17 protein-coding genes are annotated in these 25,296 nt (G+C 76.2%); 6 read left to right on the forward strand and 11 right to left on the reverse strand.

Annotated elements, in window-relative coordinates:
* The first annotated feature begins 268 nt into the window (after positions 1-268).
* The 6 genes from AB0I91_RS32320 to AB0I91_RS32345 all read left to right on the forward strand — a co-directional run bounded on the left by AB0I91_RS32320 (position 269) and on the right by AB0I91_RS32345 (position 4,731).
* Positions 269-1,042, forward strand: coding sequence for an ATP-binding cassette domain-containing protein (locus tag AB0I91_RS32320; RefSeq protein ID WP_498783247.1), 774 nt, complete (start codon positions 269-271; stop codon positions 1,040-1,042).
* Positions 1,043-1,220: 178 nt separating this feature from the next.
* On the forward strand, positions 1,221-2,432 hold the full coding sequence (locus AB0I91_RS32325) for an MFS transporter (RefSeq protein ID WP_499640347.1): 1,212 nt from the start codon (positions 1,221-1,223) through the stop codon (positions 2,430-2,432).
* A 117-nt stretch (positions 2,433-2,549) separates the two neighbouring features.
* On the forward strand, positions 2,550-2,930 hold the full coding sequence (locus AB0I91_RS32330; RefSeq protein WP_498783243.1) for a YbaB/EbfC family nucleoid-associated protein: 381 nt from the start codon (positions 2,550-2,552) through the stop codon (positions 2,928-2,930).
* Positions 2,927-3,250 carry a hypothetical protein gene (locus AB0I91_RS32335; protein ID WP_499618251.1) on the forward strand — a complete coding sequence of 108 codons (324 nt, stop codon included), beginning with the start codon at positions 2,927-2,929 and terminating at the stop codon, positions 3,248-3,250. Before AB0I91_RS32330 ends, AB0I91_RS32335 begins: the two co-directional genes overlap by 4 nt.
* Positions 3,247-4,173, forward strand: coding sequence for a WXG100-like domain-containing protein (locus tag AB0I91_RS32340; RefSeq protein ID WP_499640349.1), 927 nt, complete (start codon positions 3,247-3,249; stop codon positions 4,171-4,173). The genes AB0I91_RS32335 and AB0I91_RS32340 overlap by 4 nt, the downstream gene beginning before the upstream one ends.
* Positions 4,174-4,215: 42 nt before the next feature.
* Positions 4,216-4,731, forward strand: a complete 516-nt coding sequence (locus AB0I91_RS32345) for a hypothetical protein (protein WP_498783237.1) — start codon at positions 4,216-4,218, stop codon at positions 4,729-4,731.
* Between the two features lie 199 nt (positions 4,732-4,930).
* Here AB0I91_RS32345 and AB0I91_RS32350 read toward each other — a convergent pair whose 3' ends face one another.
* Genes AB0I91_RS32350 through AB0I91_RS32400 form a run of 11 tightly spaced genes read right to left on the reverse strand, consistent with a single transcriptional unit; the run spans position 4,931 to position 25,256 of the window.
* Entirely contained in the window at positions 4,931-7,129 is a 2,199-nt protein-coding gene (locus AB0I91_RS32350; RefSeq protein WP_499640352.1) for a non-ribosomal peptide synthetase, read from the reverse strand.
* Entirely contained in the window at positions 7,126-8,436 is a 1,311-nt protein-coding gene (gene glyA, locus AB0I91_RS32355) for a serine hydroxymethyltransferase (protein WP_498783234.1), read from the reverse strand. The genes AB0I91_RS32350 and glyA overlap by 4 nt, the downstream gene beginning before the upstream one ends.
* Positions 8,433-9,119, reverse strand: coding sequence for a thioesterase II family protein (locus tag AB0I91_RS32360; RefSeq protein WP_499640354.1), 687 nt, complete (start codon positions 9,117-9,119; stop codon positions 8,433-8,435). The genes glyA and AB0I91_RS32360 overlap by 4 nt, the downstream gene beginning before the upstream one ends.
* Positions 9,120-9,135: 16 nt before the next feature.
* Positions 9,136-10,365 (reverse strand): condensation domain-containing protein, encoded by a 1,230-nt coding sequence (locus tag AB0I91_RS32365; protein WP_499640356.1) that lies wholly within the window; start codon positions 10,363-10,365, stop codon positions 9,136-9,138.
* A 2-nt stretch (positions 10,366-10,367) separates the two neighbouring features.
* Positions 10,368-11,198, reverse strand: a complete 831-nt coding sequence (locus AB0I91_RS32370) for an SDR family oxidoreductase (RefSeq protein WP_499618263.1) — start codon at positions 11,196-11,198, stop codon at positions 10,368-10,370.
* The gene (locus tag AB0I91_RS32375; RefSeq protein WP_498783227.1) at positions 11,195-12,421 is read right to left on the reverse strand and encodes an MFS transporter; all 1,227 of its coding nucleotides are present in this window, start codon (positions 12,419-12,421) and stop codon (positions 11,195-11,197) included. The genes AB0I91_RS32370 and AB0I91_RS32375 overlap by 4 nt, the downstream gene beginning before the upstream one ends.
* Complete coding sequence (locus AB0I91_RS32380) at positions 12,418-15,390, reverse strand: condensation domain-containing protein (RefSeq protein WP_499640358.1); 2,973 nt, start codon at positions 15,388-15,390, stop codon at positions 12,418-12,420. Before AB0I91_RS32380 ends, AB0I91_RS32375 begins: the two co-directional genes overlap by 4 nt.
* Positions 15,387-16,478 carry a MupA/Atu3671 family FMN-dependent luciferase-like monooxygenase gene (locus AB0I91_RS32385; protein WP_499618268.1) on the reverse strand — a complete coding sequence of 364 codons (1,092 nt, stop codon included), beginning with the start codon at positions 16,476-16,478 and terminating at the stop codon, positions 15,387-15,389. Before AB0I91_RS32385 ends, AB0I91_RS32380 begins: the two co-directional genes overlap by 4 nt.
* On the reverse strand, positions 16,475-19,387 hold the full coding sequence (locus AB0I91_RS32390; protein WP_499618270.1) for a type I polyketide synthase: 2,913 nt from the start codon (positions 19,385-19,387) through the stop codon (positions 16,475-16,477). The genes AB0I91_RS32385 and AB0I91_RS32390 overlap by 4 nt, the downstream gene beginning before the upstream one ends.
* Positions 19,384-22,323 carry an amino acid adenylation domain-containing protein gene (locus AB0I91_RS32395; protein WP_499640360.1) on the reverse strand — a complete coding sequence of 980 codons (2,940 nt, stop codon included), beginning with the start codon at positions 22,321-22,323 and terminating at the stop codon, positions 19,384-19,386. Before AB0I91_RS32395 ends, AB0I91_RS32390 begins: the two co-directional genes overlap by 4 nt.
* Positions 22,320-25,256, reverse strand: a complete 2,937-nt coding sequence (locus AB0I91_RS32400; protein ID WP_499640362.1) for a non-ribosomal peptide synthetase — start codon at positions 25,254-25,256, stop codon at positions 22,320-22,322. The genes AB0I91_RS32395 and AB0I91_RS32400 overlap by 4 nt, the downstream gene beginning before the upstream one ends.
* Positions 25,257-25,296: the final 40 nt, after the last annotated feature.

Genomic DNA, 25,296 nt, shown 5'->3' on the forward strand with positions numbered 1-25,296 from the left:
AACAGCGCGTCGTGCAGCGACAACCCCGTCGCCTTTCCATTCCGTCGGCGCGGCAGGGGCCAGGCGGCGAGGGAACCGACGGCGGAGTGGTCACTAACCGGCGCTCTACGGCGCGTCCCTCAGTCATCGCTTCACGGTTCCGGGGAAGCCGGGGGCGGCAGTGTCATGGGAGCCCTCGAAGGGCGGCCACACCGGGCCGTCACCCCGACTTCCGCCTGGTTCCTACCACAAGCGCCACCCAGGCGCCCGCACGGAAGAGGGTGCACTAGTGACCACACCGGTGTTGCAGGCCCGCGGGCTGGTGAAGCGCTACGGCCGCGTGACCGCGCTGTCGGGCTCGGACCTGGAGTTGCTGCCCGGCGAGATCCTGGCCGTCATCGGGGACAACGGGGCCGGGAAGTCCAGCCTGATCAAGGCGCTGTCCGGCGCGGTCGTGCCGGACGAGGGCGAGATCCTGGTGGACGGCGCACCGGTGGCGTTCACCTCGCCGATCGACGCGCGGGACGCCGGCATCGAGACCGTGCACCAGTCGTTGGCCGTCTCGCCGTCGCTGGACATCGCGAGCAACCTGTTCCTGGGTCGTGAACGCCGCCGCAAGGGCGTGCTCGGCACGGTGTTCCGCATGCTCGACCGCAACGGCATGCGCGAGGAGGCACGGCGGCAGCTCGACGCGCTGGGCATCATGACGATCCAGAACCCCGGCCAGGCCGTGGAGACGTTGTCCGGCGGGCAGCGGCAGGCCGTCGCGGTGGCCCGGGCCGCCGCCTTCGGCAGCAAGGTCGTCATCATGGACGAGCCGACGGCGGCGCTTGGCGTGCGCGAGTCGCGCGCCGTGCTGGACCTGATCCTCCACGTCCGCGACCGCGGCCTGCCGGTCATCCTGATCAGCCACAACATGCCGCACGTCTTCGAGGTCGCCGACCGGATCCACATCCAGCGCCTCGGCCGCCGCAAGGCCGTGGTCGACCCGAAGACCATCTCCATGGCCGACGCGGTCGCCATCATGACGGGAGCGATGGAGCCGCCTGACCAGGCTGCGTGACGTAGTTCGACCCTGACGCCGCCGCGTCCGCGCGGCGGCGTCCCCTCCTGCGCCAGGACTCACCGGGCGAGCGTGCGTCATCAGCTGCCGGGGTTCTCCGAACGTGGCCGGCGATTCGGTCGTTGTGACCGATCCGCGGTTCCGCGAATTGTCGGTGGGTGCCGGCAACGTGCGGTCCATGCCCCGGCTTGTGCCCGCGCTGCTGCGCGACCCGGCGTTCCGCTGGTACTTCATCGCCCGGACCTCCTCCCACTTCGGTGACGGCCTCATCGGCATGGCGCTGGTGTTCGGCTCGTTGCGGCTCGGCGCGTCGCTGACCGAGGTCGGGCTGGTGCTGCTCGTCGGCCGGTTGCCGGTGGTGGTGTTCACGCTCGTCGGCGGGGTGGTGGGCGACCTGGTGTCGCGTCGGGCCGTCATGCTCGCCGCCGACGTCGTCCGCTGCGCCTCCCAGGGCTTGACGGCCGTGCTGCTGATCACCGGTGCGGGGACGCTGTGGCACCTGGCCGCGTTGCAAGCGGTGGCGGGCACGGCGAACGCCTTCTTCGCCCCCGCCGCGGCGGGCTTGGTCGTCGACGTGGTGCCCCAAGAGCGGCGGCGTCAGGCCAACGCCTTGGTCAACGCCGCCCAGAACGCCGCGACGCTCCTCGCCCCGGTGGTGTCCGCGGTGCTGGGAGCGGGCGTGTCCTTCGCCGTGGACGCGGCCACGTTCGCGGTCAGCGCCGCCGCGCTCGTCGCGCTGAAGGTCCCGGACCGGCCGGTGCCCCCACGACCCGCGCTGCTCGACGCCGCGCGGCACGGGTGGCGCGACTTCCGCGCCCGCCCCTGGTTGCAGGCCATCACGATCCAGGTCGCCGTCATCAACGGGGCGTGCATCTCCCCGTTCCTGGTCCTCGCTCCCGTCCTCGCCGATCAACAACTGGGTGGTGCGCTGGCATGGGGGTTCATCGCCAACGGCTACGCCGTCGGCGCGTTGCTGGGCAGCGTCCTTGCCCTGCGTTGGCGACCGCGACGCCCGCTGGTGGTGGCCTGCGCCATCCCGGTCGCCTTGGCCCCGCTGCTGGCCCTGCTCGCCGCGGGGGCGCCGGTACCCGTGCTCGTCGCGGCGGCCGTTCCCGCCGGGGTGCAGGCCGGCCTCTACGCGGTGCTGACCCAGACCGCGCGGCAGGTGCACGTGCCCGCCGACCTCGTCGCCAGGGCCACCGGCTTCTCCTCCGTCGTCGGCCTGGCCGCCGCGCCCGTGGGCATGGCCCTGGCCGGACCGGCGGCCGAGCTCGTCGGCACGGACGCCGTCCTCCTCGCCGGCGCGGCGATCGCTGTGCTGAGCGCGCCGCTGGCGCTCACCGTGCGCTCCGTCCGGCAGCTGCCGGCCGAGCCCGAACCCGCCCGCTGACCAGGACGGCGGGACGGGCACGCGAGGCGAAGCGCCGTGGCCGGAACCGGTCAGGGGCAGTCCGTGCGCAGTGGTGTGGCCGGATACTCCGATCAGAGTCGATCACGGGGGGTGGGCATGGACGCGTTGCTGCCTTCCTCGGCCAACTCCGGGTACGTGCGGTTGGCCGAGGAGTTCCGCAGGATCCGGGAGGTGCGCGCGCGGAGCCGGGCGACGGCCTGGTCGGACGACGGGTTGGTCGAGGCGACGGTCGACGCGGGCGGGCGGCTGATCGGCCTCCGCCTGGACCCGCGGGTCCACCGCGATCCGGACTCGGCCGCGTTGGCGCGGACCGTGCTGCAGACCGTGCAGGCGGCGAACCGGGAGGCCACCCGGGCCGCGTTCGAGGTGGTGTCCCGGTTCCTGCCCGCCGATGCCGACCCCGACACCGCCGACCTGAGGTTCGACCTCGCGTTGGCCGAACTGGATCGCCGGATACGACAGGGGGAGCAGCGATGACCTCATCGGCCGACGGCGCGCAGATGGAGACCGCGGGCGTGGAGCAGGCGATGTCCCGGATGGACACGGCCGGGCAGGGCGCGGTCACGGCCTGGTCGAGCGCCGCGACCACCATCGGCAGCCTGGAGGGCCAGTTGGGCCGGGGCGTGCTCGGGCAGGCGTTCATGGGCAGGTACCGCGTCGGCGCCGAGCAGGTCGCGCGTGACGTCTCCCGGCACGTGCCCGCGTCGGAGAGGCTGGCGGGTGCGGGACTGGCGAGCACCGCGGACTACGTGCAGGCCGACACCACCGGCCGCGACCGGTTCGAGGGACTGGCATGACCACCCCGGAGCCGAGCGGTCCACTGTGGGCGGAGGTCAAGGCGCGCTACGACCCCTGGCCGCCCGACGACGAAGTGGTGGCGCAGCAGCTCGGCGCGGCCTGGCGCGGGGCAGCGGGCGCCGTCACCGACGCCGGCGCGGAGGTGACCACCTCGGGACGGGCCGCGCACGCGTCCTGGCAGGACACCGGCGGGGAGACGGTGGAGGGGCAGGCGGCGGCGGTCGGCTCGACCTTCGAGCAGCTCGGGCAGCGGCAGCTCCAGCAGGCGGTGCTGGCCGAGGACTACGCCACCAGCCTGATCCGGACCAAGCAGGGCATCCACGACGTGGTCGCCGCGTACTCGCCGTTGTACGAGGCCGCCCTGATCAGCCCGCACGACCCCGGCGACATGATGGTCGTCGACTACGTCAACCGGATCGTCGACGCCGCCGGCGAGGCGATCCTCCGGCTGCTGACGATCGAGTCCCACGGGCCCGGCATCGACCCCGAAGGCCGGCTGCCGACCCCCGAGTCGCTGGCCACCGGCGGGCCGATCATCGGCGGCGACCTGAACTTCTACTTCGATCACGGCACCTGGAAGGCGTTCGACGGCACGGTCGAGGGCGAGTACTCCGCCGGTCTGCACCTCACCGGCGCGATCAACCAGCCCAGGTCCGAGGACCCGTTGATCGACCTGGAAGCGCAGTTCGGCGTGCAGGTGAGCGGCCCGGAGCTGGAGCACTCGCTCGGACCGCTCACCGTCTCCGCCCAGCCCGAGGTCTACGTCGGGCCGGGCGCCAAGTTCGCGCTCGACGTGATCAACGAGAACGGCAAGGTCGGCCTGGGCTTCAAGGTCGGCGCCTCCGCGATCGCCGGCGGCGCGCTGAACGGCGAGCTCGCGCTCGACTTCGGGGAGATCGGACGGAGCCTCTTCCCGTTCTGACCCGCGGCGGCCGGAACCGACTCGACCCGAACGGAGTGACCCGTGAACGGAGAACTGTCGCTGCCCATCGCGTTCCGGCTCCCGCCGGGCTGGCTGCCGGTGCCGCCCGACGAGGTCGGCGCCGGTGGGGCGGCGTTCGTCGCGATCGCCACCGCGACCCACGGCTCCGGTTTCACCGCCACGATCGTCATCGACGAACCCGACGCGGGGTGGACGCCCGCCGAGCTGGCCGACCTGTCCGCCGCCGCCCTGCCGACCGCGACCGTCACCGACCGCGTCGACGGGACCGGTCCCCACGGTCCGCGGCTCACCCAGTCGCTGCGCCTCACGACCACCGCCGGGCAGGAGGTCGTCCGGGTGGAGGAGTACCTGACCCTGCCGGACGCGGCGGACCCCGGCCGGCGCGGCGTCGTGCGGTTGAGGTGCACGGCCACCCGTGACCAGGCCGACGACGCCACCGCCGACCTGGCCGAACTGGTGGCCGGCCTGCGCCCGACCGAGGTCCCGCCGGTGCCGGCGCCGCTCCCGGGCCCGGCGAGGACCGCGCCGGAAGCCTGACCCCCGCCCGCGCGGGAAGCCTGACCGTGACCGCGCGGAGAAGCCTCACGCGGCTCAGCGCCGGTGATTCCGGAAAGGCATTTGGTGGGCGTCGGTCGGACCTTTGCTCTGTTAGTGGGATCCGGTGTCGCCCACTGATTCCGGTCGCGGGCGAGAAGCGTGATCGGCTGCCCATCGAGCGCCACCGACCGGCGGCCCGTCACCCCCGGCCGTCGCGCTCGGGCAGGGAGCGGAGGTGGTCGGCCAGGGACGCGACGGTCGAGTGGGCGAACAGGTCGACCATGGTCAGGTCCGGGTGGATCTCCCGCGCCACGCGCAGCGCCTTCATCGAATCACCGCCCAGCGCGAAGAAGTCGGCGTCCCGGCCCACCTCGGCCAGGCCGAGCGCGTCCCGCCACACCTCGGCGACGCGCCGCTCGACCGGGTCGGCGGGCGCGACCGCGCCCACGGGCCACACCGGTGCCGGCAGCGCCCGTCGGTCCACCTTGCCGTTCGGGCTCAACGGCAGCCGGTCCACGGGCACGACCAGCGCGGGCACCAGCCGGCGCGGCAGCACCTCGGCGAGGGCCGCGCGCACGTCGTCAGAGGAGAACCGGGCCACCGCGTAGGCCACGAGCCGCCGGTCGCCGGACGGGTCCGCCGCCGCCGTCACCACGACCTCCCTCGTGGACAGCACCTGCCTCAGCGCGGCCTCCACCTCGCCCAGCTCGACCCGCACGCCGTTCAGCTTCACCTGGAAGTCCAAGCGGCCCAACAGCTCCAGCTGACCGTCCGCCCGGTACCGCACCAGGTCTCCGGTCCGGTAGAGGCGCTCGTCGCGCACGGGTCCGTAGCTCCACGTCACGAACCGCCGCGCGGTCTGCTCCGGCGGGCCGAGGTACCCGCGCGCCAGGCCCGCGCCCGCGAGGTGCAGCTCGCCCGGCACGCCGACCGGCACCGGCCGCATCGCCCGGTCCAGCACGTAGACGCGCTGGTTGGCCATCGGTCGCCCGTACGGGATCGACGTCCACGCCGGGTCCACCTCGCCCACCTCGTACACCGTTGAGTGGATCGACGCCTCGGTGGCGCCGCCCAGGACCGCGATCCGCACGTCGGGCGCGAACCGCCGCAGCCGGTCGGGCAGCGTCACGGCCACCCAGTCGCCGCCCAGCATGGCCACCCGGAGGTGGGGCAGCGGGCGGTCCAGCCGGTCCAGCACCAGCTCCAGCAGGGCGGGCGCGGAGTTCCACACCGTGATCGGCCGGTCGGCCAGTTCCGCCGCCCACCGCGCCGGGTCGGGACCGGTCAGCACCACCGCGCCGCCGGCGATCGTGATGCCGAGCAGCTCGTAGACGGACATGTCGAAGCTCGGCGACGACAGGCCGAGCACCCGGTCGTCCGGGCCGACGCCGAAACGCGTGTTGAGGTCCACGAGGTTGTTCAGCACGCCCCGGTGCCGCAACGCGATGCCCTTCGGGCCGCCGGTGGAACCGGAGGTGTAGATGACGTAGCAGAGGTCGTCGGGTCCCGCGCCGACGTCCGGGTCGTGCTCCGGCTGCTCCCGCAGCACGGCCGCGTCCCGGTCCAGCAGCACGACGGGCGTGTCGTCGGGCAGGTTCGCGGCCAGGTCCGCGCGGCCGACCAGGACGGCCAGCCCCGCGCCGCGCCGCATCAGGTCCAGCCGGGCGGGCGGGTAGTCGGGGTCGAGCGGCACGTACGCGCCACCGGCCTTCAGCACGCCGAGCACGGCGGGCAGCAGGTCGGGCGACCGGTCCAGGCAGATCCCCACCCGAACCCCCGGCCCGACGCCCAGCTCGCGCAACCGGTGCGCCAGCCGGTTCGCCGAGCGGTTGACCTCGGCGAAGGTCCACGTCCGGTTGCCGCGCACCACCGCGACCGCGTCGGGCGCGGCCCGCACCCGGTCCTCGAAGTGCCCGTGCAGGCAGCCGTCGGCGGGCAGGGCGACCGCGGTGTCGTTCCACTCGACCAGCAGCCGGTGCTCTTCCTCGGGCGTGAGCAGCGACAGGTCCGGTCGTCCCCGCCGGGTCGACGCCATCGCGAAGTGGCCGAGCAGCCGCCGCACGGTGTCCGCGTCGAACAGGTCGGGGTCGTACCGGGCGGTGACGCCGCCGTCGACGACGACGGTCAGCTCGCGGTCCACCCCGTCGTCCTCGACGAGCAACGCCGTGGGGCACGGCCCGGTCGCCGGGCGCGGCACTCCGGACCCGTCCACCGCCACCGCGCCCCGAGGACCGTCGAACACCACCACGTCCTGGTCGGTGTACCGGGCGAGCAGCAGTGCGAACGCGGCCATCAGCGCCTCCACCGGGTGCTCGCCGGGCAGGTCCGCCCGCAGCACGGCCGAGCGCCGCGCGGACCGGGGGCCGCGCGGCCGGTCGGTGGGCAGGGACGTGGTCATGCGGGCACCTCCGACAACTCGAACGGGACGGGGAACTCCGCGCACAGCCACGCCACCCGGGCCCGCACCCGGTCGCGCACCGCCGGGTCGAGGTCGTAGCGGCGGTCGTCCAGCGGGCGCACCGCGCGCAGCACCGCGTCCACCAGGTCGGCGCACTCCTCCGCCTCGCCCGGCCCCATGCCGCGCCGGGCCACGACGTTCGTGCCCAGCCGCAACCCGCTCGCGACCAGAGGCGGCCGGTCATCGCCGGTGACGCGGTTGCGGTTGGCGAGGATCCCGCATTCCTCCAGGGCGCGTTCGGCCACCACACCGGTCACCCCGCGCGGGCGCAGGTCCAGCACCACCATGTGGGTGTCGGTGCCGCCGGTCAGCACGCGGTGCCCGAGCCGGGAGAGCCGGGCGGCGAGCGCGGCGGCGTCGGCGACGACGCGGCGCGCCCACTCGCGGAACTCCGCGCGGCCCGCCAGGTCCAGCGCCCGCGCCTTCGCGGCGATCGCGCCGGGGTTCGGGGTGCCCTGCGTGCGCGGGAACACGCTGCGCTGCATCAGGCCCGCCAACGTCGTCGTGCCGTCCGGCGCCGGGGCGCGGTGCTCGGCGCCGATGAGGATCAGCCCGCCGCGCGGTCCGCCGAGCTGCTTGTAGGTGCTCGTCGTGGTCACGTGCGCCGTGTCGATCGGACTGGGGTGCTCGCCGGCCACCACCAGGCCCGCGACGTGCGAGATGTCCGCCAGCAGGTACGCGCCCACCGAGTCGGCGATCTCCCGGAACCGCCGGTAGTCCAGCGCCCGCGGGTGCGCGCTCGCGCCGGCCACGACGACGCCGGGCCGGTGCCGTCGGGCGAGGTCGGCGACCTGGTCGTAGTCGACCCGCCCGGCCGCGTCCACGCCGTAGCCGACGGCCCGGAAGTGGGTGCCGGTCACGGACGCGGCCGAACCGTGGGTGAGGTGCCCGCCCGCGTCGAGGTCCATGCCCAGCAGCACCCCGCCCGGCGGCAGGAGGCCGACCAGCGCGCTGAGGTTCGCCGACGAGCACGAGTGCGGCTGCACGTTGGCGTACCGCGCGCCGAACGCCGCCTTGGCCCGGCGCACGGCCAACCGCTCCACCACGTCGAACCACGCCGCCCCGGGGTGGTAGCGCGCGCCCGGGTACCCCTCCGCGGTCACGTTGTTCAGCGCCGCGCCCGCCGCCGCCAGCACCGACGGGTGGGCCAGGCTCGCGTGCGCCACCAGCGCCAGGGTGTCCCGCTGCCCGCGGGCGTCCGCGGCCAGCGCGCCCGCGAGCTCCGGGTCGTCGCGTTCCAGCGTCACAGCACGGCCCCGATCGTCTTCCACAGCAACGGCCACGCCTCGGTGAAGTACATGTGCCCGCCGGGCAGCTGCACCAGTGTGAACCGGTCGGTCGTGCGGTCGGCCCACTCCCGGATGTCCGCCACGGACACCATCACGTCGTCCTCGCCGCGCAGGGCGGTGATCGGCAGCGGCAACCGGGCCCCGGTCGGGTGGAACCGCTCCAGCAGCAGCATGTCCGCCCGCAGCACGGGCAGCAGCAACTCGCGCAGGTCGGGGTCCCGCAACGCCTCGTGGTCGTAGCCGATCATGTCCCGCACCCCGGCGGCCAGCCGGTCGTCGTCCACCTCGGACACGCGGATGCGGCCGGCCACGCGTTGCGGTGTCAGCGCGCCGCTGACCAGCAGGTGGGCGGGCGGCCTGCCGCGCGCGACGAGCACGTGCGCGGCCTCGTGCGCGAGCACCGCGCCGAAGCTGTGGCCGAACAGGGCGAACGGCGCGTCGCCCGCCTGCGCCAGGACGCGGTCGGCGACGTCCTCGGCCGCGTCCGCCATGGTGGCGTGGAAGTCCTCGACGAACAGCTCCTCGCGACCGGGCAGTTGGATCGGGGCGACGCGGATCGACTCGAACGGGTGGTCGCGCCACGGTCGGTACACACTCGCCCCGGCGCCGGCGTGCGGCAGGCACATGATCGTGGTCGGCATGGCGAATCCCCTCGCGTCAGCTCGTGGTCGTCTCGGCCAGGGCCCGCCGGAAGGCCGCGGCCAGGTCGGGCAGGCGGGTCGCCCACCACGACCGGGACACCGCCTGCACCTGGCCGCGCCACCGCTCGCCCTCGTCGCGCAGCTCCAGCAGCAGTTCCGTTTGCAGCCCCCGCTGCGGCACCGGCACCGACCGCAGCACCGCGGGCCCCGCCCGGTGCCGGGCCCTGGTCCAGCTCTGGAAGGCGAACGACGCCTGGTACACCGGCATCCGCCTGCCCCGGCCCGGCCGCGCCGCCGCCACGATCCGGTCGAACGGCAGGTCGGCGTGCCCGAGCGCGCCCACCAGGGCCGTCCACACCCGCGTCACCGCGCCCGGTCCGCGCGGGTCGCGGACCCGGATCGGCAGCATGTTCAGCGCGCACCCCACCTCGTCCTCCGCGCCGGGCGGGCGCACCGCGACGGCCGTGCCGACGCAGAAGTCGGCCACCCCGGTCAGCTCGGCCAACGCCCGGCCGTACGCGGCGAGCAGCACCGCGAACGGCGAGCAGGACAGCCGCCGCGCCGCCTCGCGCACCGGCGCCGGCTCGCACGTCAGCGGCGCCTCGACCAGCCGGTCCTCGGCCAGGTCGCGCAGGCCGAGCCCCACCCCGCCGTCCGGCAGGTCGCCCGCGCCGGCCAGCGCCTCGCGCCAGTACGCGGCGAGCCGTTCGGCGCGCGCGTCGTCCGGGTCGGCGGCGGGCAGCCCAGGGCGTTGCGGCAACGCGGGCACGCCACCGGCCAGCGCCACCCCGTACGCCCGCGCCAGGTCGGCGGTGAACACCTCCTCGGACAACCCGTCGAACACGGCGTGGTGCACGGCCAGGTGCAGGTCCGCCCCGGGAACAGGCACGGCCCCCTGCCCGTCGGGCACCAGCGCGGCCCGGAACACCCGGCCCGCCGCCAGGTCGAACGGCCGGGCGGCCAGCTCGCCGCACGCCCGGTCGGGCGTGGTCCCGGCGGGCAGCACGCGCAGCACGTCCCGCGGCACGTCCCGCTCCTCGCGCACCAGGTCGCCGCCGGCCACCGCGAACGCGGTGCGCAACGCCGGGTGCCGGGCGACGACGGCCCGGACCGCCGCCCGCAGCTCCGCCTCCCGCACCGGACCGTCCACCCGCACCCGGCCGAACGCGATCGCCGCGGGCGCGCCCGGTCGGACCCGCTCGGCGAACCAGAACCTCCGCTCCGCGGCGGACGCGCGCTCGGCCACGGCTACCTCGCCGAGTAGCCGGCGTCGACGGTCACCACGGTCCCGGTCACGTGTCGCGTCTCGTCCGAGGCCAGCCACACCGCCGCCGCGGCCACGTCCGCCGGGTCGACCAGGGTGTTCATCGGCTGGTCGGCCAGGAACGCGGCCTCGTGCTCGGACACCGGCACGTCCAGGCTGCGCGCGATCTCCGACAGCATGCGGCCCTCCACGTCGGGGTCGTCGCGGACGTTGCCGGGGCACACGGCGTTGACCCGCACCCGCAGCGGCGCGAAGTCCAGCGCGGTCGCCTTCGTCAGGCCGACCAGGCCGTGCTTGGCCGCGACGTACCCGGCGAAGTGCCGGTAGCCGACCAGCCCGGCGGTGGAGGCGACGTTGACCACGCTGCCCGACCGCCGCTCCAGCATGGCCGGCGCGAACGCCGCGGTGACGCGCCAGGCGCCGCTCAGGTCCACGTCGAGCATCAGCAGCCACTCGTCCTCGGCGATCTCGTGCGCGGGCCTGCCCGACGGCGCGGCGACGCCCGCGTTGTTGACCACCGCGTCGACCGCGCCGAACCGGTCCAGCGCCGCGTCCGCCAGCCGGCGCACGGCGGCCAGGTCGCGCACGTCGGCGATCGACACCTGCACCTCGGCGCCGCGCTCGCGGCACAGCTCGGCGGTGTGCTCCAGCTGGCTCTCGGAGCCCAGCGGGTAGGGCACGCCCGGCACGTCGCGCGCCACGTCCACCAGCACCAGGTCCGCGCCCTCGGCCGCGAACGCCGTCGCGCACGCCCGGCCGACACCGCGCGCCGCCCCGGTCACGACCGCGACCTTGCCCGACAACCGCCCCGTCACCGCCGCGCCCCCTCGTCCACCCCGTGCACGTCCAACCGGCGCAGCGCGGGCAACCGCAGCGCCACCGCCACCAGCACCAGGTAGACCGCCGCGAACCCGGCCAGCGTCCAGCGCAGTCCCACGCCCTCCACCGACCACCCGGCCGTCAGCACGCCGACCGGCACCGCGGCGAAGGCCGCCGCTCCCGTCAGCCCGAACACCCGGCCGTGCAACGCCTCGGGCACCCGCTCCTGCATCACGGTCGTCAGCAGCGGGTTGAGCGGGCCGCTCGCCAGCCCCACCAGGAACGCCAGCACCGCCATCAGCGGCACGCCGGGCAGCAGCACCATCACCACCCGCAGCGCGGCCACCACCGCGAAGCAGCCGACGAACGTCGCGTACCGGTGCCGCAGCGGGCCGCGACTGGCCGGCGCGTACCCGAACGTGCCCACGACCGCGCCCAGCCCGCCCGCCGCCAGCAGCCAGCCCAGGGCGCGCACGTCGTGGGCCACCTCCGTGGCGTAGACGGGCAGCAGCACGGGCGCGAACGCGTCGTCCACGAAGTTGGTCACCACCACCACGGCCAGGATCGCGCCGATCACCGGGGTCGCGGCCACGAACGCGAAGCCCTCGCGGACCTGCCGGGCGAACCCGAGCCGCTCCTGCGCGGCCGGCGCGGTGGCGGGCACGCCGACCAACGTCACCAGGGCCGCCAGCAGGACGCACCCGGCGTCCAGGTAGAGCGTCGGCGCGGGGCCGACCGCCGCGACCAGCGCGGCGGCCAGCGGCGGGCCGAGGAGCAGCGCCAGCCGCTGCGCCGACTGGTGCACGGTGTTGGCGGTCTCCCGCCGCACCCGGGCCGCGTCCGCCAGCGGCGCGAGCTGGCTCAGCCGGGCGGTGCCGGCGGGCGTCGCGGCCACCGCCCGGCCGAACAGCAGGGCCAGCAGCACCGGCAGCGGCAGGCCGACCGTGCCGTGCAGCAGCGGGACGGCCGCGGTGGCCACGGCGGCCAGCAGGTCGGACACCACACCCACGCGACGGCCGCCGAACCGGTCGACCAGCACGCCGCCGACCGCGCCCGCGAACACCAGCGGGAGGGTGTTGGCGAACCCGGCCAGCCCGGTCTGCCCCGCGCTGCCCGTCTCCTCCAGCACGTACAGCGGCACCGCGACCAACGAGACCGCGTTGCCGAACCACGACAGGTAGTTGGCGCTCAGCAGCGCCACCAACGGCCGCCGGCTCACCGCGCGCCCCGCCGGGCCCGGCTCAGCTCGGCGAACAGCCGGTCCATCCGGGTGTCGGGGATCCCGGTCTCGCCCGGCACGTCGTCGTCGGGCGACACCACGTCCCGGAACGCGGCCGCGGTCCGGTCGGCGACCTCGCGCACGACCGCCTCCGGCACGGCGCGCGGGCTGAACTGCCAGCGGAGCACCAGGTTCCCCGACTCCAGCGCCGCGACGACGTCCAGCTCGGTCGGCCGGGTGAAGTCGTCGTTGTCGGAGGGCCCCAGTTCCGCGACCCGGGTCAGGTACCCCGCACCGGGGCCGGTGAGCGCGCCCAGGTAGTTGAAGCTCACCACGGGCGTCACGTCCGCGAGCACTGGGTCGGGCCCGGCCCGCAGCAGCCCGAACCCCTTTCCGCCGTCGGGCACCGTGCGCAGCGCCGCACCGACCGCGGCCAGGTCGTCGGCCGGGTCGCCACCGGTCACCGGCAGCACCACGGGGTACGAGCAGGCGTGGAAGCCCACCGCGCGGTCGGCGTCCCACTCCGGCAACGCGGCCGGCGTCTCCCGGCCGGGCCCCACCACCATGAGCACGACCCGCTCGGTCCACGGCCGCAAGGCGCGCGCCACCGCCGTCGCCGCCTCCGCGCGGTACGTGCCCGGTCCGGGCAGCGGCACGACGGTCTCCAGCTCGACCACGTCACCCTGCCTCGTGGGCTCGCCGGTGCCCCAGGTGAACGGCGTGACGGCCTCCTGCTGCGCCCGCCAGTACCCCTCCTGCGGCCGTGCGGACACCTCGCGCAACGCGGCGGAGTGCGCCGCCGGCGCGACGGGCTCGGGCACGAGCGCGCCACCGGCGTAGGCGCGGGCCAGGTCGTCCACGACCACGGCCCACGACAGGCCGTCGATCACCAGGTGGGCCGCGGTCAGCACGACCCGGTCCGGCCCGAGCGCGCACGCGGCGAACAGCGGACCCTCCGCCACGTCGAAGCCCGCGCGCTGCGCCGCCGCGACCTCTTCCGGCGTCCCGCCGGCGGACACCCGCCAGTCCCAGCGGTCACCCGTGCGGACGACCCACTCCTCGCCCTCGCGGGTGAAGCGCGAGAGGAGGCCGGGGTGCGCGGCGACCACGGCGGCGACCGCGTCCCGCAGCCGTGCGTGGTCCAGCGGCTCGGGCGCCGCCAGCACCGCGGTGTGCGCCCAGCGCTCGACCCGGGGCAGCCCGGCCCGCAGCAGCAGGTCCTGCTCGGGTCCGGCGGGCGCGACGTCGGCGGCGGGGCGCGGGGCCTCACCCTTCGCGGCTTCCGGCAACGCGGCCAGACCGCCCAGCGTCGGCCGGGAGAACACGTCGCGCACGGTCGCCGCGAACCCGGCGGCCCGCAGCCGGTCCACCAACCGGACGGCCAGCACCGACGTCCCGCCGTGCTCGAAGAACACGTCCTCCGGCGCGGCGTCGGCCCGGCCGAGCACCTCCTGCCACGCCCGCCGCGCCAGCTCCAGCCGATCGGTGTCCGCGGCGACGGCCCGCGTCGGGACGGCCAGCACCGGGGGCGGCGGCGCGGCGACCACCGCCCGCGACCGCAGCGGCGTGCCGGGCTCGTCGACGAACACCTCGACCAGGCGCAGCAGCCGGCGGGTCAGCCGGTCCACGGTGGCCGCGTCGAACAGGGCGGTGCGGTACTCGAACCGCCCGTAGAGCACGTCGCCCGCCTGCCACCAGCCGACCGTGATGTCCATCGGCGACACGCCGTCCTTGACGCCGTTGGCGTACACCTCGGCGCCGGGCACCTGGAAGATCGTGTCGTCGAAGTCCAGCACCAGGTGCATCGTCTGCAACAGGGGGTAGCGGGTCGCCGAGCGGTCCGGCGACACCGCGGCCACGATCTCGGCGAACGGCACCTCCCGGTGCTCGGCGACGGCCGCCGAACCGGCCGCGGTCGCGGCCAGCACGTCGTCCGGGGTCGGGCGCTCGGGCAACCGCACCCGCACCGGCACGTTTGTCAGCAGGAAGCCGATGAGGTCCTGGGTCTCCGGCCGACCGCGGGTGACGCTGGGCAGCCCGATGGACAGGTCCCGCTGACCGGTCTCCTCGAACAGCAGCGCCGCGTAGACGGCGAGCAGCGACGTCGCCAGCGTGGTCCGCCGCGCCCTGGTGTGCCGCAGGAACGCCGCGCCGACCCGTTCGTCGAGCCGGAACTGGTGGTGCGCGCCGGCGTGGTCGTCGGTGTCCGGCGAGCCGTCGTAGGGCAGCGGCAACGAGGTCGGCGCGCCCGCCAGGTAATCGCGCCAGAACTCCCGGTGCCGGCGGCCCGCGTCGCCCGCGAACAGCTCCCGCTGCCAGTGCGCGAAGTCGCCGAACTGCACCGCGAGGTCGGGCACGTCGGGCGCGCGTCCCTCCAGCGCCGCGCGGTAGTGCTCCAGCAGCTCCCGGTTCAGCCGGACGTAGGACCACTGGTCGGTGACCGAGTGGTGCATGGTCTCGCAGACCTGGTGCTCGTCGTCGGACAGGTGCACCACGCCGAGCCGCAGCAGCGGACCGGCGCCGAGGTCGAACGGCGTGCCCACCTGCTCGGCGACGAACTCGGCCAGCCGGCGCTCCCGGTCCGGCGCGCCGCGCAGGTCCAGTTCGCGCACGGCCACCGGCGCGTCCGGGCGCACCCGCAGCTCCGGCCGCCCGTCCCGCACCTCGACCGTGCTGCGCAGCAGCTCGTGCCGGCGGACCACGGCCCGTGCGGCGGCGACCAGGGCCGGCACGTCCAGCCTGCCCCGGAACCGCAGGCCGAAGCTGAGGGAGTACGTGGTGGCGCCCGGGTCCAGCCGGTCGAGCACCCACAGCCGCTCCTGGTCCAGCCCCAGCGGGAACCGCTCGCGCGGGCCGGGACGCGGTGCGAGCGGCGGTCCGGCCTTGGCCGCGGCGAGGCGTCCGGCGAGCGCGGCGCGCTGCGCCGGGGTCAGCCTGGCCAGTCGCGCGTCGATCGCGTCGGTGCTCATGCCGCCTCCTCGTCCGACACCAGTGCGGTCAGCGCGGGCAGCCCCGCCAGCACGTCGGCCGCGGGCAGGCCGAAGTCCACCAGGCACCCCACCTCGTCCGCGCCCGCCGCCGCCAACCCGCGCAGCGTCGACCGGGCCTTGTCGCGGTCGCCCAGCAGCGACAGCGGGCCGTGCAGGTAGCTGCGGAACGCCTCCTCCAGCAACACCTCGTCCGTGGCGCCACCGGTCTGCCTGCGGAACGCGGCCAGGTAGCGGTGCATCGCCGGGCGCAGGAACTCCTCCAGGTCCGGCCGGTCGCTGACGTGCGCGTGGACCATCACCACCACGTCGCCGTCGCCGTCGTGCCCGGCTTCCCGCCACGCCTGCCGATAGCGGGCGACGTTGTCGCGCAACGTCGGTAGGGTCTGGCCCAGCAGCGCGGTCATCACGCCGCAGCCGGTGCGGCCGGCCTCGACGAACGTCGCCGGGTTGCCCGCGGCGGTCAGCCACACCGGCAGGGTCGGCTGCACCGGGCGCGGGCTCACGCGCACCTCGGCGTCGCCGCCCGCGGTGGTGGGCAGGCGCACCACGTCACCGCGCCACAACCGGCGCACCAGGTCCACCGCCTCCGCGGTCACCTCGCGCCGCCGGTCGAAGCCCGACCGGGCCAGCACGAAGTCGTCCGGGTGCCAGCCGCTGGCGAACGAGACGCCGACCCGGCCGCCGGACAGGTTGTCCACCAGCGCCCAGTCCTCGGCCACCCGCACCGGGTGGTGCAGCGGCGCGGCGACGCTGCCGGCGTGCACGCGCAGGCGAGTGGTGCGCGCCGCCACGGCCGCGGCCAGCACCGCCGGGTTCGGCGAGAAGCCGCCGAAGTCCACGAAGTGCCGCTCCGGCAGCCAGACCGCGTGCAGCCCCGCCCGGTCGGCGGCCGTCGCGGCGGTCAGCACCAGGTCGTAGTAGTCGGCCGCGGCCATGCTGTCGGCGCTGGCGAAGAAGTACAGGCTCAACCGCTTCGGCAGCGGTCCCGCCTGCGCGCCCAACCTCTCCCGCAGCCGCCGCCGCTGCTCGGGAGACAGGGCGCGCAGCCGTTGCGCCGGTGTGGTCATCGCTGCGCCTCCTCCTCGGCTTCCAGCTCGTCCAGCAGCCTCAGCAGCTCCTCGTCGTCGCGGCCCGCCACGATCTCGCGCACCCGCGCGACGAAGTCGCCCAGCGTCGAGCACTCGTAGAGGTCGTGCAGCCGGACGTCGAGCAGCAGGTCCTCGTTGACCGCCGCGACCAGGTGGGCGGCCTGCAACGACGTGCCGCCCAGCTCGAAGAAGTTGTCCTCCGGCCGCAGCGGCGGTCCGCCGAAGGCGCTGTGCCACAAGGCGATCACCCGGTCCTCCAGGTCGTCGGCGGGCACGGGCGTCACCACCTCGGGCCGCGGGGGCGGTGCGTCCTGCTCGTCGCCCAGCCAGTGCACCCGGTCGGCGAACGGGTAGGTCGGCAGCGGGACCGGGCGGGTCGGCGGCGCGGGCATGGTCGGCGTGAGGCCCGCCGTCCACGTGCGGGCGATGGCCTCGGCGTGCCCGCGCGGCTCGTCGACCGCACCGCGCCCGCCGAACAAGTCCAGCACCAGCGGCGCGAGCCCGGCGGCGCGGGCCGCCTGGCGTGCCAGCCTGCCGACCGCGCCGTCCCGGTCCAGGGCCACCACGACGTCCGGCCGGTGGTCGAGCAGCGCGCGGACGCAGTCGTGGAACCGGACGGTGCGGCGGACCTGCGCACCCCAGTACGCGGGATCGGTGGCCTGGTCGGCGGTGAGCACGTCGCCGGTCGTGTTCGACAGCACCACGTGCCGCGGCGCGGACAGCGGGATGGTCGTCAGGAAGCGGGTGAACTCCTCGGCGGCCTCGGCCATGTCGACGGAGTGGAACGCGTGCCCGGCGGACAGCCGGGTCGCCTGGACGCCCCGTTCCCGGCACCGCCGCACCACGGCCTCGACCGCTGCCGGCCGACCGCCGAGCACGGTGTTGTCGGGCGCGTTGACCACGCACACCTCCACGGCGTGCCCGTCGGCCAAGGCGCGGGCCTCCTCCTCGCCCAACCGCACCGCGACCATCGCGCCGGCGGGAGCCGCTTCCATCACCGCGCCGCGCGCCACGACCGCGCGGGCCGCGTCGGCGAACGAGAACACCCCCGCGTGGGCGGCGGCCACCAGCTCGCCGACGCTGTGGCCGAGCAGCAGGTCCGGCCGCAACCCGCGGTCGGCGAGCGTGCCCAAGGCCGCCCACTGCAAGGCGAACAGCAAGGGCTGGACCACCGCCGTGCGGCCGAACCGGCGGTCGTCCGGCGACCAGTCGGCGAGGTCGTGCAACACCGGGCCGCCGCCTTCGCGCACCGCGTCGGCCGCGAGGTGGAAGGCCCGGCGGAACCCGTCGTGCCGCAGCATCCCGATCCCCGCGACGCGACCACCCTGACCGGGGAGCAGCAGCGCGAAACCGGGCTCCGGCACGGCTTCGCGCACACCGTCCAGTTCGGACAGACGGGTGCGCAACGAGCCGCGATCACCCGCCACGCCCGCCCACCGCCAGGTGAGCTGCCGACGGTGGTGCCACAGCGCGGCGGCGACCTCGGGCAGGGGAGTGGACCCGGTGTCGAGCCACGCGGCCAGCCGACGCCCCTGCTCGCGCAGGGCTTCCTCGGTCGCGGCGGACAGGACGACGGGGGAGAGGTCGGCCGGCTCCGTGCGGGTTTCGGCCGATTCCCGGCTGGGCTCTGCGGTGCCGTCGGTCGGGGGTGTGGCCGACTCTTGATCGGCGGCGGCCGGATCGGCCAGGACGACGTGCGCGTTGGTGCCGCCCAAGCCGAACGAGCTGACCGCCGCCCGGCGCGGCGAGCCCGCGGGCCACGCCACGGCCTCGCGCGGCAGGAAGAGGTCCGGGCCCAGCTCCACGTCGGGACCGTCGCCGGGCTGCCGGGGCGTCGGCGGCACGATGCCGTGGTGCAGCGCCAGCACCGCCTTGACCAGGCCGACGACCCCGGCGGCGGTGTCGGTGTGGCCCACGTTCGCCTTCACCGCGCCCAACGCGCACCGCCCGCCCCGGTACACCTCCGCCAACGCCGACAGCTCCACCCGGTCGCCCAGCGCCGTCCCGGTGCCGTGGGTCTCCACGAACCCGACGTCCGCACCGGTCAGCCCGGCCACCTCCAACGCCTCCCGCAGCACGGCCGCCTGCCCGCGCGGGCTCGGCGCGACCAGGCTCATCCGGTCCGCGCCGTCGTTGTTCACCGCCGTGCCGACGATGTGCGCCAGCACCGGCTCACCCGGCCGCACGTCCGCCGCCCGCCGCAGCACCACCACCCCCGCGCCGCCGGCGGGCACGGTGCCGCCGCTGCCCTCGGTGAACGGGCGGCAGCGCCCGTCCGCCGCCGTGATCCCGCCCTCCACCGGCGTGTAGCGGCCCGCCAACGGCAGCTGCACCGTCACCCCGCCCGCGAGCGCCACGTCGCACTCGTAGGTCAGCAGCGCCCGCACCGCCTGGTGCACCGCCACCAACGAGGTCGAGCACGCGGTCTGCACGGTCATGCTCGGCCCGGTGAAGCCCAACCGGTAGGACAGGCCGGTGGCCAGGAAGTCCCGGTCGTTGCCCAACCGCACCTGCTGCTCCCCGGTCACCCGCACCACGTCCGCGGCGGGCAGCACGTTGCGGTGCAGGTAGGTGTCGGGGCCGCTGCCCGCGAACACGCCCACCACGTCGGACGACCGCGTGGTGTCGATCCCGGCGCGTTCCAACGCCTCCCAGGCCAGCTCCGTCAGCACCCGGTGCTGCGGGTCGGTCGCCGCGGCCTGGGCGGCCGACAGCCCGAACAACCCGTCGTCGAACTCCCGCACGCGCGGCGGCCGCCCGGCCACCGGCACGCCGTCCGGACCGGTCCCGGGCAACGACACCCGGCCCGCCACCAGGTTGTCCCAGAACTGTTCGGGGGAACCGGCGCCGGGCACCCGCACCGCCAGCCCCACCACGGCCACGTTCACGTCCGCTCCCCTCGTCGTGTCCAGCCGGCCACCGCGCGGGCCCGCGCCGCACCGCGCCCCGACCCGGCCTCGGCCGGTCCGCCCCGGCGCAGGTGCGCGGCCAGCGACCGCGCCGTGACGTGCCGGAACAGGTCAGCCACCGCCACCGACGGGTACCGCTCCCGCAACGCCGCCGCCACGCGCAACAACTGCACCGAGCTGCCGCCCAGCTCGAAGAACGTGCTGTCCACATCGGACACCGGTCGGCCGAGCACGCGCGACCACAGCGCCAGCACGTCGGCCGCGTCCCGACCGCCGGGGTGCTCCGGCCGCAGGCGGGACGCCCACTCGGCCACCCGTGCGCGGTCGAGCTTGCCGTGCGGTGTCCGGGGCAGCTCGGGCACCACGTGCCAGGCCACCGGCACCATGGCCGGCGGCAGGAACCGGCGGGCGTGCGCGTCCAGGTCGTCGACCGGGCCGTCCGCCACCACGTACGCCACCAGCGCGGTCCGGTCGAACGCCGGCGCCACGACCGCCGCCCGCACCGCCGGGTGCTCCGCCAGCACGGCCTCCACCTCACCGGGCTCGACCCGCTGCCCCAGCACCTTGACCTGCGCGTCCACCCGCCCGACGAAGCGCAACCCCTCCACGGGGTCGACCAGGACCTCGTCGCCGGTGTCGTAGGCCCGGTCACCGCCGGGACCCGGGCGGAACCGGCGCGCGGTCATCCCGGGTTGCCGCCAGTACCCGGCCGCCACGCCCGCGCCCGACACCAGCAGCCGACCCGGCACGCCCAACGGCCGTGGGCGGTCGCGCGAGTCGACGACCAGGCAGCGCTCACCGGCCAGCGGACGCCCGATGTGCACGGGAACGCCCGGCCGCACCCGCCAGGCGGTGGACCACACCGTGGTCTCGGTGGGGCCGTAGCAGTTCCACACCGGTCCGGGCACCAGGGCGACGAGCGAGGCGGCCAGGTCGTCGGCCAACGGCTCACCGCCCACCAGCAGGACGCCCAGCCCCGACAGGAACGCCCGGCCCGCGGGCTCGTCGGCCAGCAGGCGCGCCACGGTCGGCGTGCACTGGTACAACGCGCCTCGCCCGGCCACCGCGGTCACCCGGCGGTGGTCCGTGATCAGCACCGCGCGCCCGCGCGCGAGCGGCCACAGCAGCTCCAGCACGCTGATGTCGAACGACAGCGCCGTGGCCGCGACCACCACGCCGGGCGCGTCGGGCAGCAGCACGTCCAGCGCGCCGAGGAACGCGGCCACGTTCCCGTGGCGCACCTCCACGCCCTTGGGCCGCCCGGTCGAGCCGGACGTGTAGATCACGTACGCGGGCATCCCGGGGGTGATCCCCGGCAGGTCGGGCCCGTCGGCCGGCTCGTGCCGCACCGGCACCGACGGCACCCCGGGCAGCGCACCGCCCACCACCGCCCGCAGGTCCGCGTCGGCCGCCATGTGCGCCAACCGCTCCGCGGGGTGGTCCGGTGGCAGCGGCACGTACGCCGCGCCGGCGCGCAGCACGCCGAGCACCGCCACCGCCAGCTCCGCCGACCGCGGCACCGAGATCCCGACCCGGTCGCCCGGTCGCACGCCCGTCGACACCAGCGCCCGCGCCAACGCCGCCGAGGCCGCCGACAGTTCCCCGTAGGTCAGCACGGCGCCCGCGTCGTCGCGCACCGCCACGGCGTCCGCCGGCGCGTCGGCCACCGACTCCGTCACCACGCGGGTCGGCCGCGGCGGCGGGCCTTCGCCCAACGCCGCCGCCAGCGCCCGGTCGGCCGGGCCCGCCAGGTCCACCGCGGCGACGGGCCGTCCGTCGAACGCGTCCAGGGCCCGCACCACCGCCTCGGCGAACCGGCCGGCCACCGGCGCGGCCACCACGTCCACGCGGTGCTCGACCACCAGCTCCGGCCCCGGCGCGAGCGTCACCGCCAGGTCGTACTCGGCGTCGTGCGGCGGTGGCGCGGGCGGCTCCTCCCACACCACGCCACCGGCCTCGACCCGTTGCGGCGCACCGGCTTCGGCGCACAGCACCCGGGTCAACGCCCGCCGCGGGCCACCTGCCGACGCCAGGTCCGCGATCTCCTCGAACGGCAGCGCCGCGTGCTCCAGGGCGTCGAGCACCCCGTCCAGCGCACGGTCCAGCACGTCGGTGGTGTCGCCGGTCAGGCGCAGCCGGACCGGCACCGTGTTCTGCAGGCAGCCGACGACCTCGTCATCACCCGGGCCGCGCCCGTCCACCGCGACGGCCACCAGCACGTCGTCGAGGTCGGCGTACCAGCCGAGGGCGAGCCCGAGCGCCGCGAGGACCTGCATGAACGGCGACGCGCCGGATGCGACCGCCCTCGCCCGCAACCGCCCCGCCGACAGCGGCAGCCGGACCACGCCCCGCCGCGGCTCGCCGCCCGTCCCCGTGACGGGCATCGCGGTGTCCTCCGGCGGCAGGTCGGCCAATGCCGCGGCCCAGTGCCGCCGGGCGGCCCCGGTGTCACCCGGCGGGGCGGGCTCGCGCGCCGGCACCTGGCCGCCCGCGTAACCGGCGGCCAGGTGCCGCAGCAGGATCGCGGTCGACGGCTCGTCGAACACCGCGTGGTGCACCGTGACGACCACGTCGGCGCGCGCCGGACCGACGTGCGCCTCGATCGCGCACAAAGGGCCGGTCCCGTGCGTGAACGGCCTCCGCACCGGCGTCACCACGTGGTCGGCCCCGACCGTCCGCACCACCAGCGGCACGTCCGCCACCTCGTGCACGCGCGCCCGCAGCCCGTCCGCTCCGGGGTGCAGCGACGTGCGCAGCGCCGGGTGCGCGGCCAGCACCGCGCGCAACGCCGCGGCCAACTGGTCCGGGTCCAGCGCGCCGTGCGCCACGAAGTGCTTCACCAGCGTCCGGGTGTCGCCGCCGTCGCGCTGGTCCAGCAGGTAGAACCGGGTCTGCGCCGCGGTCGCGGCCTTCACGGCGCGCTCCGCCGCAGCACCCTGGCGAGCCTGCGCACGGTCGAGTGGCGGAAGATGTCGCGCAGCTGCACCGAGTCGAAGCCGGACTCGCGCAGCGCCGTGTTGAGCCGGACCGCGAGCAGCGAGTTGCCGCCCAGCTCGAAGAAGTTGTCGTCCGGCCCGACCGCGGTGCCCATCAGCCGTTCCCAGATCTGCCGGACGCGGGCCTCCACCGCGTCGGACGGCGGTGGTGGCGGCGCGGCGGCGGACGCGGCGGCGCGGGGCGGGGGCAGCCGATCGGGGTCGAGCTTGCCGTTCGCGGTCAGCGGCAGCGCGTCCACCTCGGTGACCGTCGCGGGCACGAGGTAGTCGGGCAGCCGCGCCGCCAGCGAGGCGCGCAGGTCCGGGGCCGGCCGCGTGGTCACCGCGTAGGCGTCGAGCCGGGCCGTCGCGGTGTCGTCGCCGGAGCGGCGCACCACGACCGCCGCGGCCGTCACCCTCGGGTCGGCCAGCAGCGCGAACCGGACCTCGCCCGGCTCGACCCGGTGGCCGCGGATCTTCACCTGCTCGTCGAGGCGGCCCAGGTGCAGCAGCCTGCCGTCCTCCAGGTACCGGCCCCGGTCGCCGCTGCGGTAGCGCCGCGCGCCCGCGTCGGCGGGACCGAACCGGGCCGCGGTCAGCCCCGGCCGGCCCAGGTAGCCCAGCGTCACCCCGGAGCCGCCGACGTGGAGCTCGCCCGCGACGCCGGGCGGGACCGGCCGCCCGCGCCCGTCGAGCACGTCCAGCTCCCACCCCGGCAGCGGCCGGCCCACCGGTGCCGGTCCGGCCAGCGCGTCCGCGCGGGTCACGTCGTGCCACGTGCAGTGCACCGTGGTCTCGGTGATGCCGTACATGTTCACCACCCGGCACCGCCGCCGCGGGTAGGCGTCCAGCCACGGCAGCAGCACGCGCGCGTCCAGCGCCTCGCCGCCGAACACCAGCAACCGCACCGACAGGTCGCCGGGACCGGGCGGCAGCTGCGCGAACGCCGACGGCGTCTGGTTGAGCACCGTCACCCGCTCCCGCGCCAGCAGGTCGTGGAACGCCGCCGGGTCGCGCGCCGTCCAGTGCGGCACCACGACCAGCCGTCCCCCGGTGAGCAGGCAGCCCCACAGCTCCCACACGGAGAAGTCGAACGCGGGGGAGTGGAACAGCGTCCACACGTCGTCCGGGCCCAGCCCGAACTCCTCGGACGTGGCCGCGAGCAGCGCCACGACGTTGCGGTGCGTGGCCACGACGCCCTTGGGCCGGCCGGTCGAGCCCGACGTGTAGATGACGTAGGCGGGATCGGTGTGCCGCGACCCCGGCAGCTCCGCGACGCCGCGCGAGTCGACCGGGACCGCGGTCGCGCCGGGCACGCCCGCGGTGTCGCCGATCACCACCCGCACCCCGCTGTCGGACACGGCGAACGCGGTGCGCCCGGCCGGGTGGCCGGGGTCCAGCGGCACGTACGCGGCGCCCGCCTTCAGCACGGCCAGCAGCGCGACCACCAGCCGCGGGTCGCGGTCCAGTCGGACGCCGACCCGGTCGCCCGGCGCGACACCCGCCCCGACCAGTGCCCGGGCCAGGCCGGTGGCCCGGTCGTCCAGCTCCGCGTAGGTCAGCGAACCGCCCTCGCCGGTCACCGCGACCCGGTCCGGCCCCGACCGGACGCGCGCGGCGAACAGCTCCGGGATCGTGGCCGCGGGCACCGCGCGCGGCTGCGACCGGCCCAGCGCCAGGGTCGCGGCCAGGTCGGGCTCGGCCATGGTCGGCACGGCGTGCACCGGCGTGCCGGGGTCGTCGGCGAACGCCCGCAGCACCACGGCCAGTTGCCGGCAGAACCGCTCGGCCGCGGCCCGGCGCAGCACCGCGGTCTGGAACCGCAGCAGGCCGTGCGCGCCGCCGTCCGGCTCGTCGGCCACGTACAGGGTCAGCGGGAACTGCGCCGCGCCCAGGTCCACGTCGGTGCCCCCGGCCCGCGGCACGACCACGCACCGCGGCGCGTGGGCCGACACGGCCGACAGCGGGAGGTCCGCGGTCCGGTAGGAGGCCAGGCAGCGCTCGTGCGCGCCGCGCAGCAGGGTCGCCAGGTCGACGTCCTCGTCCACCGGGATCGGCACGGCCACGGTCGCGCCGAAGTAGCCGATGGTGTCGGCGTGCCGGGCCGACCGGCGCGACACGTTGGTGCCCAGCACGGGCGCCCGCGCGCCGCTGTTGCGGGCCAGCACGACGGCCGCCGCGGCGAGCACCGCGCTGTGCGGCGTGACGCCCAGCGCGGCGGCGTTGCGGCGCACCGCCTGCCACGTCCGCGCGGGCAGGCGCAGGTCGGCCCGGTCGCCCGAGGTGCGGCCCGCGCCGGGGTCGCCCTGGCCCCACTCCAGCGAGAAGTCCGGGTCCGCGTCGCGCAACGACTCGCGCACGGCCGCCACGCGTGCCGGGTCGGGCGGCACGGACACCCGCTCGGCCCACGCGCGGTAGCCCTCCACCGGCTCCGGCCGCTGCCCGTCGAGCAGCCAGCGCGCCATCAGCTCGGTCGACCGCTCGTCGGTGACCAGGTGGTGCGCCACCAGCACCAGCTCCGCGGCGCGGTCCGGGTGTCGCAGCAGGACGGCGCGCAGCAGCGGCCCGCGGTGCGGCGCGAACGGCCGGGAGCACTCGCGGCGCACCGCGTCCGGCCCCGCCGCCGAACGCACGTGCAGCACCGGCTGCCGCGCGGGCACCCAGTGGCCGCCCTCGGCGTCGAACGCCACCCGTGCGGCCAGGAGCGGGTTGGCGGCGACCATCGCCGCCAGCCGCCGGGACAGCTCGGCGGCGTCGAGGTCGGCGGGCACCCGGTGCACCGAGGCGGCGTGGTAGGTGGCGACGTGGTCGGCGTTCTGGTCGGCGACGTAGAGCTCGGTCTGGTTGGGCGTGAGCGGCCAGCGGTCGGACATGGCGATCCCCCGACGATGACGAGACCGGTGCCGTGCGGGA

The sequence above is a fragment of the Actinosynnema sp. NPDC049800 genome (assembly GCF_040656635.1).
GTDB lineage: Bacteria > Actinomycetota > Actinomycetes > Mycobacteriales > Pseudonocardiaceae > Actinosynnema.

Excerpts from the sequence above, each read along its gene's own strand:
- AB0I91_RS32400 (WP_499640362.1), bottom strand. The coding sequence starts at position 25,256 with ATGTCCGACCGCTGGCCGCTCACGCCCAACCAGACCGAGCTCTACGTC.
- AB0I91_RS32350 (WP_499640352.1), bottom strand. The coding sequence starts at position 7,129 with ATGACCACGTCCCTGCCCACCGACCGGCCGCGCGGCCCCCGGTCCGCG.
- AB0I91_RS32340 (WP_499640349.1), top strand. The coding sequence starts at position 3,247 with ATGACCACCCCGGAGCCGAGCGGTCCACTGTGGGCGGAGGTCAAGGCG.
- AB0I91_RS32335 (WP_499618251.1), top strand. The coding sequence starts at position 2,927 with ATGACCTCATCGGCCGACGGCGCGCAGATGGAGACCGCGGGCGTGGAG.
- AB0I91_RS32330 (WP_498783243.1), top strand. The coding sequence starts at position 2,550 with ATGGACGCGTTGCTGCCTTCCTCGGCCAACTCCGGGTACGTGCGGTTG.
- AB0I91_RS32385 (WP_499618268.1), bottom strand. The coding sequence starts at position 16,478 with ATGACCACACCGGCGCAACGGCTGCGCGCCCTGTCTCCCGAGCAGCGG.
- AB0I91_RS32360 (WP_499640354.1), bottom strand. The coding sequence starts at position 9,119 with ATGCCGACCACGATCATGTGCCTGCCGCACGCCGGCGCCGGGGCGAGT.
- AB0I91_RS32325 (WP_499640347.1), top strand. The coding sequence starts at position 1,221 with ATGCCCCGGCTTGTGCCCGCGCTGCTGCGCGACCCGGCGTTCCGCTGG.
- AB0I91_RS32380 (WP_499640358.1), bottom strand. The coding sequence starts at position 15,390 with ATGAGCACCGACGCGATCGACGCGCGACTGGCCAGGCTGACCCCGGCG.